At 72.6% G+C, this 13,748-nt stretch carries 11 protein-coding genes and 1 pseudogene; 6 read left to right on the top strand and 6 right to left on the bottom strand.

Going from position 1 to position 13,748, the window contains the following annotated elements; translation table 11 throughout:
* Positions 1-339: pseudogene (locus GTW40_RS28245) on the top strand (adenylosuccinate lyase); the annotation flags it as partial.
* A 12-nt stretch (positions 340-351) separates the two neighbouring features.
* Here GTW40_RS28245 and GTW40_RS28240 read toward each other — a convergent pair.
* The 3 genes from GTW40_RS28240 to GTW40_RS28230 form a co-directional block, all read right to left on the bottom strand.
* Complete coding sequence (locus GTW40_RS28240) at positions 352-885, bottom strand: GNAT family N-acetyltransferase (protein ID WP_161182972.1); 534 nt, start codon at positions 883-885, stop codon at positions 352-354.
* A gap of 104 nt (positions 886-989) precedes the next feature.
* Positions 990-2,558 carry an alpha/beta hydrolase gene (locus tag GTW40_RS28235; protein WP_161182971.1) on the bottom strand — a complete coding sequence of 523 codons (1,569 nt, stop codon included), beginning with the start codon at positions 2,556-2,558 and terminating at the stop codon, positions 990-992.
* 146 nt (positions 2,559-2,704) lie between these two features.
* The gene (locus GTW40_RS28230) at positions 2,705-3,757 is read right to left on the bottom strand and encodes an Rv2578c family radical SAM protein (protein WP_161182970.1); all 1,053 of its coding nucleotides are present in this window, start codon (positions 3,755-3,757) and stop codon (positions 2,705-2,707) included.
* 351 nt (positions 3,758-4,108) lie between these two features.
* Here GTW40_RS28230 and GTW40_RS28225 point away from each other — a divergent pair, with 351 nt between their 5' ends.
* The 5 genes from GTW40_RS28225 (at position 4,109) to GTW40_RS28205 (ending at position 10,949) form a co-directional block, all read left to right on the top strand.
* Positions 4,109-4,261 carry a hypothetical protein gene (locus GTW40_RS28225; RefSeq protein ID WP_237525776.1) on the top strand — a complete coding sequence of 51 codons (153 nt, stop codon included), beginning with the start codon at positions 4,109-4,111 and terminating at the stop codon, positions 4,259-4,261.
* A 151-nt stretch (positions 4,262-4,412) separates the two neighbouring features.
* Positions 4,413-4,856, top strand: a complete 444-nt coding sequence (locus GTW40_RS28220) for an SRPBCC family protein (RefSeq protein WP_161182969.1) — start codon at positions 4,413-4,415, stop codon at positions 4,854-4,856.
* 222 nt (positions 4,857-5,078) lie between these two features.
* Positions 5,079-7,448 carry an MFS transporter gene (locus GTW40_RS28215; RefSeq protein ID WP_343245810.1) on the top strand — a complete coding sequence of 790 codons (2,370 nt, stop codon included), beginning with the start codon at positions 5,079-5,081 and terminating at the stop codon, positions 7,446-7,448.
* Positions 7,449-7,602: 154 nt separating this feature from the next.
* Positions 7,603-10,119 carry a SpoIIE family protein phosphatase gene (locus GTW40_RS28210; protein ID WP_161182967.1) on the top strand — a complete coding sequence of 839 codons (2,517 nt, stop codon included), beginning with the start codon at positions 7,603-7,605 and terminating at the stop codon, positions 10,117-10,119.
* A 107-nt stretch (positions 10,120-10,226) separates the two neighbouring features.
* On the top strand, positions 10,227-10,949 hold the full coding sequence (locus GTW40_RS28205; protein ID WP_161182966.1) for a class I SAM-dependent methyltransferase: 723 nt from the start codon (positions 10,227-10,229) through the stop codon (positions 10,947-10,949).
* Between the two features lie 442 nt (positions 10,950-11,391).
* Here GTW40_RS28205 and GTW40_RS28200 read toward each other — a convergent pair whose 3' ends face one another.
* Genes GTW40_RS28200 through GTW40_RS28190 form a run of 3 tightly spaced genes read right to left on the bottom strand, consistent with a single transcriptional unit; the run spans position 11,392 to position 13,343 of the window.
* Positions 11,392-11,748: an ASCH domain-containing protein gene (locus GTW40_RS28200; RefSeq protein ID WP_161182965.1), complete on the bottom strand. Its 357-nt coding sequence runs from the start codon at positions 11,746-11,748 to the stop codon at positions 11,392-11,394.
* Positions 11,745-12,314: a hypothetical protein gene (locus tag GTW40_RS28195; protein ID WP_161182973.1), complete on the bottom strand. Its 570-nt coding sequence runs from the start codon at positions 12,312-12,314 to the stop codon at positions 11,745-11,747. Before GTW40_RS28195 ends, GTW40_RS28200 begins: the two co-directional genes overlap by 4 nt.
* Before the next feature lie 30 nt (positions 12,315-12,344).
* On the bottom strand, positions 12,345-13,343 hold the full coding sequence (locus GTW40_RS28190) for an NAD-dependent epimerase/dehydratase family protein (protein WP_161182964.1): 999 nt from the start codon (positions 13,341-13,343) through the stop codon (positions 12,345-12,347).
* Between the last annotated feature and the right edge of the window lie 405 nt (positions 13,344-13,748).

Below are 13,748 nucleotides of genomic sequence, written 5' to 3'. Positions count from 1 at the left end.
GCGACCGCGCTGGCCCGCCTCGGCGACCCGCGCACCGCCCGCGCGGCCGCCGCCCTCGCCACCAACGAACTCCGCGTCGCCTACGCCCTCCACCCGGTCCGGCTCCTGGCCGAACTGCGCGCCCCCGAGTCCGTACCCGCGCTCATCACCACCCTGGAACGCAGACTGCGCCCGCACGATCCCTACCGGCGCGTGGCCCTCGCCTGCGTGGAGGGGCTGGGGGAGTTGGCCGACCCACGCGCGAGGCGCGTGCTGAACGAGGCCCTCGCGCATCCGGTGCTCGCGGAGGCGGCGGTGGGGGCGCTGGCGCGTATCCCTCGCCAGAAGAAGTCGAGTTGACGACGGGTCACTTCACTTCACGTAGCGGACCTCGAAGACCTGCGCGCCGCCCGCCTCGAAGGACTGCTCGGTGCCGTCGGGGCGGAAACCGGCGCGCTCGTAGAAGCGGCGGGCGCGGGTGTTTCCCGTCAACACCCAGAGATACACGCGCGGATAGGCGGCGCACCGGTCGGCCACCTCGGTGAGCAGCGCCCGTCCGATCCCGCCGCCGAGGTGCTCGGGGTCGATGTAGAGGGCGTACAACTCGCCGTTGCCGTCGGGCACTTCACCCTCTCGCCCCGGCCCGTACGCCGCCCAGCCGAGCACCTCGCCGTCCCGCTCGGCGACCAGGTTCACGCCCTCGCCACGCCCGAACCGGGCCCGCCGCAGCTCCGCGTCCTCCTCGACGCTCAGCTTGTCCAGGTAGGCGTCCGACACGATGTCCCGGTACGCCCGCTGCCAGCCGCGCACCCGGATCTCGGAGACGCGGTGGCAGTCGGTGAGCAGCATGGGGCGGATGTGGAGAGGGGAGTGCGGGGGGTGCGGGGTGCGCGGGGAGTGGGGCATGGCGGCACCCTAGGGAAGATCCCCGGGGTGCCGCGCGTGAATTCGGGCGCCGGTGGCAGTCTGGTGCGATGGCGGTCCGGTGTGGTGGCGGGTCCGGCGGTGGCTCAGCGGCGGAAGCCCAGCAGCCCGTGCAGGGTGGAGCCGCGGGCCACCGTGGCGGCGCGCTTCGCCGTGCGGGGTGCGGGCTCCGGGTCCGGGGACTTCGCGCAGGTGGCGTCGACGAGGCCCCGGCCGCGCGGGACGGTGCCGTCGGTCAGATAGTCCGCGAGGTACTTGTCCAGGCAGTCGTTGCCGCTCAGCGTGACGCCGTGGTTTCCGCCGCCCTCCTCGACGACCAGGCTGGAGTGGGCGAGCAGCCGGTGCGCCATGACGCCTCCGGCGTACGGGGTCGCCGCGTCGCCCGTCGCTTGGAAGAGGAGTGCGGAGGGCAGCGTGCCGTTGGCGACGTTCACCGGCTGCCGGGGACCGGTCGGCCAGAAGGCACAGGGCGCGTTGTACCAGGTGTTGTTCCAGGTCATGAAGGGTGCCTTCGCGTGCGTCCGCCAGGCGTCCCGCCGCCAGCGCGACCAGTCCCGGGGCCAGCCCGCGTCCCGGCACTGCACCGCCGTGTAGACGCTGTACCCGTTGTCGCCCGAGGGGTCCACCGCGGCCAGCTTCTCGTACGCCGCCACCAGCGGGCCGGTCTTCCTGTCGCGCGCGTAGGCGGAGAACGCCTCGGCCAGCGTGGGCCAGTAGCCGTCGTAGTACCCGCCCGGCATGAAGGTGTCCTCCAGCTCGGAGGCGCCCACCTTGCCCCCGGCGGGTTTCTTCGCGAGGGCGGCGCGCATCGCGTACCACTTCGCCTCGACCTTCGCCGGGTCCGTGCCGAGCTTGTACGCCGTGTCGTTCCTGGCGATCCAGGCCATCAGGGCGCGGTGGCGGTCGTCGAAGGCGAGATCCTGGGCGAGGTTGTCCTCGTACCAGACGCCGGTCGGGTCCACGATCGAGTCGAGGACCAGACGGTGCACCCGCCGCGGGAAGAGCTTGGCGTAGACCGCGCCGAGGTACGTGCCGTAGGAGTAGCCGAAGTAGCTGATGCGGGGCGCGCCGAGGGCCGCGCGGATGGCGTCCATGTCCCGCACGGTGTCCACGGTGTTGATGTACGGCAGCACGTCCGCGTGGGCACGGGCGCAGGCGGTGGCGAAGGCGCGGGCCCGCTCCACGTTCTTCCGCTCCAGCGCGGGGGTGCTCGGCACGCTGTCGGGGCGTACGGGGTCGAAGTGGCCGGGCGCGCAGTTCAGGGCGGGGGTGCTCTTGCCGACGCCGCGCGGGTCGAAGCCGATCACGTCGTACCGCGCGGCGACCTTCTTCGGCAGCGAGGACGCGACGAACCCGGCGAGCGAGAGGCCGCTGCCGCCGGGGCCGCCGGGGTTGACCAGCAGTGGTCCCTGGGAGGTCTTCGCGGTGTGCGGGACACGCGAGAGGGCGACGGTGACCTGCGGCCCGTCCGGGCGGGTCCGGTCCAGGGGGACCTTCAGGGAGCCGCACTGGAGGGTCGGGGACGCGCCGGTACCGCAGTTCTTCCAGGTGATCGCCGCCTTGCCCCTGGCGGGCGCGGCCTGGGCGTGGGCGCTCGTGAGCGAGGTCGCCAGCACGGCGGTGGCCGCGCACAGCACGGCTGCGCGTGTTCTCAAGGAGTCCTCCCGGGTACGGCGTGCGGCGCGAACCGCGCCGGCCGCGGTCCACGCCGCATCGTCCCGGACAGAGCCTCCCCGCGAACGCGTCTTCGCCGGACTTGACCCGATCGGGTCGCGTGATGCGCTCGAACGCGCCGGGTGGCCTACATGAGGGTGAGCTGGGTGGGCTCGGTGGCGTCCGCTTCCGCGTGTGTCTGTTCCCGCTCTCTGCGGACTCCCCGTGTCGTGCTCGCCCGGGTCGGCCCGATGCCGTACTCGCGGGCCAGTTCGTGGACCTGGCGGGTGATACGGCGTTGGTACCAGGTGGGGGCGTAGGCGGTGTGGGCGTACATGCGCTCGTAGCGCGGGACCAGGTGGGGGTGGTGCCGGGCGAGCCAGGCCATGAACCACTCGCGGGCGCCGGGCCGCAGATGCAGCACCAGCGGGGTCACGGAGGTGGCGCCGGAGGCGGCGATCGACCGTACCGTGGCGCGCAGTTGCTCCGGTTCGTCGCTGAGGAAGGGGATGACCGGGGCCATCAGCACCCCGCAGCCGATGCCCCGTTCGGCCAGGGCGCGTACGACGTCCAGGCGCCGTTCGGGGGCGGGGGTGCCCGGCTCCACCGTGCGCCACAGCGTGGGGTCCGTGAAGCCGACGGAGACCGAGACGCCGACGTCGGTCACCTCGGCCGCGCGGGCCAGCCGGTCCAGGTCGCGCAGGATCAGGGTGCCCTTGGTGAGGATCGAGAACGGGTTCGCGTACTCGGTGAGGGCGTCGATGATGCCCGGCATCAGCCGGTACCGCCCCTCCGCACGCTGATAACAGTCCACATTGGTGCCCATCGCCACGTGCTCGCCCCGCCAGGTGCGCGCGGCGAGCTGGCGGCGCAGCACCTCGGGGGCGTTGACCTTGACGACGATCTGGCTGTCGAAGCCCAGGCCGGTGTCGAGGTCCAGGTAACTGTGCGTCTTGCGCGCGAAGCAGTACACGCACGCGTGCGAGCAGCCCCGATACGGGTTCACCGTCCACTCGAACGGCATCCGCGAGGCCCCCGGCACCCGGTTCAGCACCGACCGGGCACGCACCTCGTGGAAGGTGATGCCCGCGAACTCCGGCGTGTCGAACGTCCGGGTCGTGACGGCCCCCGCCTCGAACAGCGCGCCGTCGGGGGTCCGGCCGTGACCACCGGACTCGTCGGTCAGGTTCTCCCAGCGCATGACGCCTCCTCGGTAGCTCGTGGACCAGAATAGAACATGTGTTCCCTTGATCGGGTGGGGTGGTTGCGGGTGCCTTTGCGCGCGCTGGGTCGGCCGCGCTTGCGGGCCCGGGGTCGGCCGCCGTGATGTGGGCGCCAGTCCAGTCCCCGGGTGCGGCCGCTGCGGCCACTTCTCACCGTGCCGTTCGCCGCACCGTTGTCGGAGTAGGCGGCTACGCTCCCGGCCCGTGACCGCAGCAACCGAACAAGGAGCGCGGCGCGGCGCGACGCCTCCGTCGTCGTGGCACGGGATGCGCCATCACCCTGGACTCCCGGGCGCGCATCCACCTCTTCCTCGCCGAAGGTCTCACCTGTGTCCCCCCAGCAGCTCGCATCCGGCGAGGCGGATTTCAAGCTGATGCGGTGGCCGATGGCCGACGCCATCCGGGCGGCCACCGAGGGGCGTTTCCTGTTTCAGGGCGGCCCGCTCGCGTTGTTGGTCGCCGAGCGGGGCGCGGCCGTGTGAGGAGCGGCGGCAGCCGTACCGGCGTCTTCGTGTCCGGCGCCGGCGCGTGCGTCCCTGCCCACCCCCGGTTCGGGCGCCCCCGATTTGGGCGCCCGGCCCCCCGGGTGGTTGGCTTGGCCGAAGCTCTGGAACCAGGTCGTGGAGGAAAGCGATGGCGCAGGTCGAGGCCACTACGGAACGGATCGTGGCGGCGGATGCCGAGACGGTGTTCGACGCGCTCGCGGACTACCGCGACAGCCGTCCCCAGCTGCTCCCCGAGCACTTCAGCGAGTACGAGGTGCGCGAGGGTGGTGACGGCGAGGGCAGCCTCGTGCACTGGAAGCTCCAGGCCACCAGCAAGCGGGTGCGCGACTGTCTGATGGAGGTCAGCGAGCCCACCGACGGCGAGCTGGTCGAGAAGGACCGCAACTCCACCATGGTCACCACCTGGCGGGTCACCCCGGCCGGCGAGGGCAAGTCCCGCGTCGTCGTGACCACCACCTGGAAGGGCGCGGGCGGCATCGGCGGCTTCTTCGAGCGCACCTTCGCGCCCAAGGGTCTCGGCCGGATCTACGGCGCGATCCTCGACAACCTCGCCGCCCAGGTGGAGAAGTAACCCCGCTCGGCTCAATACCCGTCCGGTGAAAGGGCGTTGCGCCCCTCACCGGTTCGGGTGATCTCGGCTTCGTCCGAGCTTTGGCCGTAACTCGCCGTACTTGTTCGCAGTTGTCCTGTAACGCGGGAAATGTGCGACAAGTGCGACGAGGGGAGCGGTCACGTGGCCGGGACGACGCTGGTGCGGGACGAGCCGGACGAGGGGGTCGCTGCGACGGTCCCGATCCCGCTCTCGGCCGAACAGGCGGAAGCGGAACCGGCGGTCACCCCCGGGTCCGGCCTCGGCCTCGGGCCGCGCCGGGTACGGCTGGTCTTCCTCGGGCTGATGTGCGCGCTGCTCCTCGCCGCGCTCGACCAGATGATCGTCGCCACCGCGCTGCCGAAGATCGTCGGCGAGCTGCACGGCCTGGACAAGATGTCCTGGGCGATCACCGCCTATCTGCTGACCTCCACCATCGGCCTGCCGCTCTACGGCAAACTCGGCGACCTCTTCGGCCGCAAGGGCGTCTTCCTCTTCGCCATCGTGGTCTTCGTCATCGGCTCCGCGCTCGCCGGACGCGCGCAGAGCATGGACCAGATGATCGCCTTCCGCGCCGTCCAGGGCGTCGGCGCGGGCGGCCTCATGATCGGCGTGCAGGCGATCATCGCGGACATCGTGCCGCCCCGGCAGCGCGGCCGCTACATGGGCCTGATCGGCGCCGTGTTCGGCCTCGCCTCCGTCGCGGGCCCCCTGCTCGGCGGCTACTTCACCGACCACCTCTCGTGGCGCTGGTGCTTCTACATCAACATCCCCTTCGGCCTCGTCACCCTCGCCGTCGTCGCCGCCGTCCTGAAGCTGCCCCGCCCCCGCGTACGGGCCCGCCTCGACGTGCCCGGCGCCCTGCTGCTCGCCGCCGCCTCAACCTGCCTGGTCCTGCTGACCAGTTGGGGCGGCACCGAGTACGCCTGGGACTCCCGGCAGATCCTGGGACTCGGCGCGGGCGCGCTCGCCTCGATCGCGCTGTTCCTCGTCGCCGAGCGCTTCGCCGCCGAACCCCTCATCCCGCTACGGCTGTTCAGGGACTCCGTCTTCAACGTCTCAGGACTCGTCGGCCTGGTGATCGGCGTCGCCCTCTTCGGCGCGGCCAGCTATCTGCCGACCTTCCTCCAGATGGTCGACGGCGCCAGCGCCACCGAGTCCGGGCTGCTGATGCTGCCCATGATGGCCGGAATCGTCGGCGCCTCCATCATCGGCGGCCAGCTCATCAGCCGTACCGGCCGCTACCGCCTCTACCCGCTGCTCGGCAGCGCGCTGGCCGCGATCGGCATGTGGCTGCTCTCGCTGCTCGAAGTGCACACCTCCCGGCTGGCGTACAGCGTCTGGATGGCCGTCCTCGGCACCGGCATCGGCCTGGTCATGCCCGTCCTCGTCCTCGCCGTGCAGAACTCCGTACGCCCGGCCGACCTCGGCACCGCGACCAGCGCCAACAACTACTTCCGGCAGATCGGCGGCAGCGTCGGCGCCGCCATCTTCGGCACCCTCTTCGCCAACCGGCTCACCGACGCCCTGCGCGAGGACCTCCCGCCGGGTGCCGGAGCCAGGCTCCCCGACGCGCAGTCCATCACCCCGCAACTCGTCCACGCACTGCCCCCGGCCCTGCGCGACGCCTACATCCGCGCCTACGCCGACGCGATGCCCCGGATCTTCCTCTACCTGGTCCCGGTGCTCGTCCTCGGCCTCGTCATCGCCTTCTTCCTCAAGGAGAAACCGCTGGTGTCCCACAACGCCCCCACCACCGAGCCGGAGACGGCGCCGCTCAACTCCGCCGTACCGCACGCCCGTTCGCCGCACGCCGCCGGAATCCCCGTGTGCGGCACGGTGCAGCACCCCGACGGGACCGTGGTGCCGCGCGCGGCGCTCACCCTGATCGACGGCGCCGGACAGCAGATCGGCCGGGGCGCGAGCGGCGACGACGGCCGCTACGCACTCGCCACCCCGGGGCCCGGGCCGTACGTCCTGATCGCCGCCGCCGGAGGCCACCAGCCGCAGGCCGTCTCCGTCACCGTCGGCGAACGCCCCGTCGAACTCGACGTGGTGCTCGGCGGCGCCGGACGCCTCGCCGGAACCGTGGTCACCGCCGACGGCAGCCCCGTCCGCGACGCCATCGTCACCCTCACCAACGTCCACGGCGAGGTCGTCGCCTCCACCCGCAGCGGCCGCGAGGGCGGCTACGTCATCTCCGAACTCGTCGCGGGGGAGTACACCCTCGCCGCGAGCGCCCCCGCCTTCCGCCCCGCCGCGCTCCCGGTCTCCGTCCAGGCCGCGCGCGAGACCCGGCAGGACGTCGAACTCGCGGGCGGCGCCGTCCTCAAGGGCACCGTCCGGGCGACCGGCGGACGGGCCGTGGAGGACGCCCGGGTGACCCTCCTCGACGCCGCCGGGAACGTGGTCGACACGCTCACGACCGGCGCCGACGGCACCTTCCGGTTCGTGGACCTGTCCTCCGGGGAGTACACGGTGATCGCGGCCGGGTACCCGCCGGTCGCCACCGTCCTCCAGGTGGCGGGCGGCGGACGTACCGAGCGGGATCTCCAGCTGGGGCACGAGGACTGAGGGGAGCGCACGCCGGGCGCGCGCGGGGCGGCCCGGTCCGGTGCGGGGCGACCAATTCCAGGAATCTCCCCACATCGCGACCGGCCGCCCCCGTACGGTAGTGGCGGGCGGCACAGATCGTTTGCGAACAGCCGTGGGAGAGAGGGCCTGGGTCATGGACCGTGCCAGCGAGCGGGACACACCTCCCGGCCGCGGCGCCGATGACACCGCGCCGGGCCGGATCCCGCTGGCCGTGGTGGTCGTCGACCGCGCCGGACTGGTCTCCCACTGGAGCAGCGGGGCCCGTCGGCTGTTCGGTCCCGGCCGCGAGGAGGCGGTGGGCCGTCCGGCGGCCGATCTCCTGCCGGTCGCGGGGGCGTTGCCCGACGATCTGCCGGACGCGGCACCGGCGGCGACCTCCGGTGCCTACGACACGTTTGCCGACGGGGTGTACGACGGACTCGGGCCCGATCTTGAGGTCCTGCTCGGGGACGGGACGGGGTATCCGAAGTCGGGGTGGGCGCGGCTGACTCCCGCGAAGGGCGCGGGTTCCTCGACGGGTGAGGCCGATTCCGCCGGGGAAGAGGAGCCCGAAGCCGAGCGGATCGACGTGCTCTGGTGGGCCTACCCGCTGGCCGGACCCGGCCCCTCCCGGCTGCTGGTCCTCGCCGCCGACGCGACCCGGCTGCGCGCCGAGCGCGGCCACGCGGACGAGACCACCGAGCGCATCGCGCCCGGCTTCGCCCGCCACACCGAACTCCCCGACTCCGGCGAACTGGCCCGCCGCCTGCCCGAGATCCTGCCCAGCATGGGCCCGGGACTCAGCGCCCGCATCGTCTCCCAGGTTCTCGAACTCGGCTATCCCGTCCTGGAGTTCAGCCAGTCCGACCGGGTGCCCGTCACCCCGTACTGGGGCGTGCCGCGCAGGGCGGGCCGCGTGCACGTTGACAGCGTTGTCCCCGCGCAGCGAAGTGCCCCCGTGATCCCCGCCGGGGCCGAACACGACCTGGAGTACGCGGCCGTACGCGAGCGGCTGGAATTCCTCAACGAGGTCAGCTCGGCCATCGGCACCTCCCTCGACCTCGGCGCCACCATCCGCGAGGTCACCAGCGCCGCCGTACCCCGCTTCGCGGACTTCGCCGGTACGCATCTGCGTGCCGCTGTGCTCGCGGGCGAGGGCTTCCCGGACGGCCCGCCCGACGCCACCACCGACATGCACCGCGTCTGGGTCGAGCACAACGACGAACCCGGCCGCTGGGACGACACCGTGCCGGTCGGCGAGTCCTTCGCCTTCCCCGAACACACCCCGTTCTACAAGTGCATGGTCACCGGCGAGCCGGTGCTCATCCCGAGGGTCACCGACGAACTGTCCGAGCGGATCTCCGGCGAGTTCGAGAAGCGCGACCTCAGGCCGCTCATCGGCGGCCGCTCCCTGCTGATCGTCCCGCTCAAGGCGCGCAACGTCGTCCTCGGGTTCATGGTGCTGATGCGCCGCCCGGACCGGCCCGCCTTCGACGACATGGACCGCACCACCGGCGCCGAACTCGCCGCCCGCGCCGGGCTCGTGCTCGACAACGCGCGCATGTACACCTACCAGGAGAACGTCGCCGACACCCTCCAGGACAGCATGCTGCCGCAGGTCACCCCGCGCATGGCCGGGTGCGACGTGGCCACCCGGTATCTGCCGGGCACCCGGCTCGGACGGATCGGCGGCGACTGGTTCGACACCATCAAACTGCCCGGCTCCCGCACCGCCCTCGTCGTCGGCGACGTGATGGGCCACGGCCTCAACTCGGCAGCGATGATGGGCCAGTTGCGCACCGCCGTCCAGACCATGGCGGCGATGGCCACCCCGCCCGCCCAACTCCTGCGCAACCTGGACGACTTGGCCCGGCGCCTCGGCGAGAACTATCTCGCCACCTGTCTCTACGCCGTCTACGACCCGATCCGCGGCGAGCTCCAGCTCGCCAACGCCGGACACATCCCGCCCGTCCTGGTCCGCGCCGAGGACGGCAGCAGCACCCTGCTCGACCTGCCCACCGGCGCGCCCATCGGCGTGGGCGGGGTGCCCTTCGAGGCCGACGTGATCCGGGTGGCGCCCGGTGACCGGCTGGTGCTGTGCACCGACGGCCTGGTCGAGGTGCGCGGCACCGACATCGGGGAGGGTCTGGCCGCGCTCTGCGAGTCCGCCGCGCACCCCGCCGCCTCGATGGACGCCGCCTGCGACACCATCATCCGCGCCCTCAACACCCGGGGCGGCCGCAAGGACGACGTCGCCCTGCTGATGGCCCGGCTCAACGGCATCCCCGACGACCATGTGGCCGAGTGGCAGCTGGAGGCCAACCCGCGCGAAGTGGCCCGCGCCCGTCGGCTGGTTGCCGACCGGCTGCTGGAATGGGGGCTGCCGCAGGCCGTCGACACGGCCCGGCTGCTGGTCAGCGAGGTCGTCACCAACGCCGTACGGCACGGTGGGGGCGGGTCGGTCGGGCTGCGGGTGGTGCGCACCGACGCGCTGCTCTTCGAAGTCACCGACGCGGAACCTGAGTTGCCCCGACTGCTCGCCGCCGGGCCGGAGGACGAGGAGGGGCGGGGGCTGCGTGTGGTGAGCCGGCTGGCGCGGGAGTGGGGCGCGAGCGGGAGCGGGCACCGGAAGACGGTGTGGTTCGAGGTGGGGTTGGGCGGGCGTTCGTAACACTTCGTGAAACCGGTCGCGCATCCCGTAAAGGTGCCTTCCGGCCTCTTGCCCGGGCGGCGGCGGGCGCGATATCCCGAGCACGCCACCGACTTGGGGAGATCGCGATGAACGTGTCCGACAACTACCGTTCCAATTGGGAGAGTTACTGGGAGGAGACGCCCGACGAGGGAGGCTCCGCCATCTGGGACGCCGACCCGTCCCTCTCCGCCGGACCGCACAGCGAACTCCTCCTGCCGCACGCCGACTTGGGCCGCGTCATCGTGGACCTCGGCTGCGGCAACGGCACCCAGACCCGCTATCTCGCCACCCGGTTCGCCCGCGCGGTGGGCGTCGACCTCTCGCACGCCGCCGTCGAGCACGCCCGCCGGGCCGCCAAGGACGACGCGGTGGAGTTCGAACAGCTCGACCTCACGGACGCCGCGGCGGTACGGGACCTGCACACCCGGCTCGGGGACAGCAACGTCTACATGCGCGCCGTCATCCACCAGAGCGAGCCCGAGGCGCGGCCCGCCGTCGCCGCCGCCGTGGCCGAGCTGATCGGCAGCGCGGGGCGGGCGTTCGTGGTCGAGCTGACCTCGGAGTCGCGTGAGGTGCTGCAGCGCGCGGCCGCCGGTCCGGACGGTCCGCCGCCCAAGCTGCGCCGCGTCTTCCACCACCGGCTCAAGCCCGCCGACGCGCCGGACGAGGAGATCCCGCGGCTGCTGGGGGAGGCGGGGCTGGAGATTCTGGCCACGGGGGAGACCGTCCTGCCGCAGACGGAGCACTTCCCGGACGGGACGCGGATCGACCTGCCCGCGCGGTGGTTCGTGCTGGCGGGGCGGCGGTAGGACCGGGCCGCTCGGCGCAGTGCCGTTGGTCCCGGCCGTTCGGTGAGGCCGGGACCGTTCGCCCCTATCGGGCCGGGGGTACCCAGCGACGATCATGTGGCGGCGGCCGGGAGACGCCGTGTCCCACCATGATGTGCACTGTGTGTGCGGCCCATATGTGTGTGGCGCCCCTGTGTGCGGTCACCGTGTGCAGGGCGCCCCTATGCAGGGCGACCATGTGTGAAGTCACCATGTGTGCGGCGCCTCCCCGGCCCGACAGCCACAAGCGCAGATGGGGAGGCACCGTCCGGTGGACGAGGCACAGGTCGATCAGGGGACGAGCGGGGAGCGGATACGTCCGGCTGCTCGTGAGGAGGCCGGCGGGTCCGGCGTAGCGCTGCGGACGGCCGGACGGCCGACGTGGGTGGAGTGGCTGACGACCACCGACCACAACGACCTGGGGTCAGCGCGCGCCCCGCACGATCTCGATGGCGAGGACGCCCAGGCCCTCCTTCTCGCGCGGATAGATCTCCCGGATGTCCGCGAGTTGCCGCTCCCGTGTGACGGTCGGGTTGATGCTGCCCGGCCCCTCACCGTCGAGCAACGCCTCGAAGCTGGGGTACTCGGTGACCCGTCCGACCTCGACCTCGCAGGTGTCGTCGCCGCCCTTGACGTGGAAGCGGATGACGTCGCCGGGGGCGAGGTCGGCGAGGTGCGGGTACTTCACCCGGACCTCGACGGTCTTCTCGCCCGAGGCGACGAGGTCGAAGTACTGGCGGTAGAGGCGGAGTTCGTGGACGCGGGCGGGGCGGTCGTTCATGGGGCGGGGTGGCTCCTGGCGGCTGGTGCGGGGATGATGCGGCCGGTCTCGACCAGGTCGATGTTCCACGTCTCGGGCAGGTCTTCGCCGCAGAAGACGCAGACGAAGTCGTTCTCGCGCACGATGTTGTGCTCCTGGCAGCCGGGGCAGCGCCGGAACACGATCCCGTGCGTGAAACCGTCCGGGTGCGCGAGCCCCGCGCGGCCCAGGGCGTCGGACACCGCCGGCCAGGAGCTGGTGTCCGGGCAGTAGCCGGTCGAGTGGTTGGTGACGTAGGTCGCGGCCCATGCCGTCGCCACCTGGGCGAACGTGATCTCTCCCGCACCCAGCACCGGACGTCCGCCCGCGCACGCCACATGCTCGCTCCGGCATGGCGCGAGACGGAGCGCGCCGTCCATGCCGACCACGAAGGTGAACGGCTCGGCGAGTTCGGCCCAGGACTGCTCGGCGGCCCAGGCGCCGAAGTCGGCGGACGAGCCGATCCGGCGGCCCTCGGTGCCGGGCCGTACCGCAGCCCTCAACTCGGCGGGGCCCACGTACCGGTAGCCCCGTCCGCGCGGGATCACGTGGGCCAACTCAAGCCGTTCCTCCCGGAGTCAGACAAGCCCGTCGCCCAGCTTCTCCAGCAACTCCCGCTCGCGCTCGGGGCTGAGGCCCGCTCGCTTGGGGCGGTCCAGGCCCTGTTCGCGTTCCCAGGCCAGGGTGTCGAGCAGGAGTTCCGCGCGGGTGCGGTGACGCAGGCCGGTGGCGTGGGCCGCTTTGCCGTTCCAGGTGGGCCAGCTGTCGTCGCCGGTAGCGACCAGCCAGAGGGGGAGGGATTCGGGGCCCATGTACTCCGCGACGCCGTTCGCCAGGAGCCAGTCCGAACCGGCGGGGACCAGGGGGCCGACGTGCCCGGCGACGGTGCGGGCGACATGCAGCCACTCGGTGAAGGGGACGACGGGGCCGACGGCGTTGTAGGTGCCGGTGACGCCGGACTCGGCGGAGTCGAGGAGCCACGCGACGAGGTCCCGTACGTCGATCACCTGGGTCGGCATGGTGGGGGTGTCGGGGATCAGCAGGGGGCCCTGCCGGTCGCGGGCGGAGCGGGCGGCCCAGTAGCCGGAGCGTCCGCTGTGGTCGCCGGGGCCGCCGATGAGACCGGCGCGGGCGATCAGAAGACGGTCGCCCACGGCGGCGGTCGACGCCTGCTCGCAGGCGACCTTCGCCTCGCCGTACGACGCGCGGTCGGCCTCGGCGCCCTCGGCGGGTGGCAGGAGGGGCGCGGACTCGTCCGCGTCCGGCACGTCGTGGGAGGCGTACGCGCTGATGGAGGAGACGTAGGTCCAGTGCCGGGCCCTGCCGCCCAGCGCGGCGAGCGCCTCCCGGACGAAGCCCGGCTGCCAGGAGACCTCCACGACCTCGTCCCACTCGCGGTCCAGGAGCGGTGCGTACGCCGCCGGGTCGCGCCGGTCGCCGACCACCAGCTCCGCGCCGTCCGCGACGTCACCGCTCTCCCCGCGCGCCAGACAGGTCACCCGATGACCCCGCTCGATCGCCTGCCGCGACAACTCCCGGCCCACCCACGCCGTTCCGCCCAGCACCAAGATGTCCATACCGACAGCCAAGCAGTGCCGGCGGCCGACGCCCAGCCGGGTTCGCCGACAGCGGAGCGATGGGGGCGCCGTCCATGTGCGGGGCACACATGCATCCGCAGGGCGCCATGGCCCCGGCACACAGGGACCGTTGACCCATACCCGGCAGGGCCATCGGCCGACGCGGGCCGGGCCGTGGCCGGGGGATGCTCGGGTCGACCGATCCGGAGGTGTCCCGGGTACGAACGCATCGACCCTCCTCAAGGCCGATCCCGTCGCCGTCGAGGTCACCACGGCGACCCGTGTCCATGACATCGCCCACGACCTCATGCGCCGGCTGGCCGCCCGTACCCTCCCCGAACGGCCGACGGGCCAGGGCGCCGACTGCTGAGGCGCGGCCAAGGCGACCGTCTCCAACTCCCGCCC

Origin of the sequence: Streptomyces sp. SID4985 (assembly GCF_009863025.1) — a bacterium.
In the GTDB taxonomy this organism is placed as follows: domain Bacteria; phylum Actinomycetota; class Actinomycetes; order Streptomycetales; family Streptomycetaceae; genus Streptomyces.
Note: the sequence above shows the minus strand (reverse complement) of the source record. Positions and strands in the feature narration are given on the sequence as shown.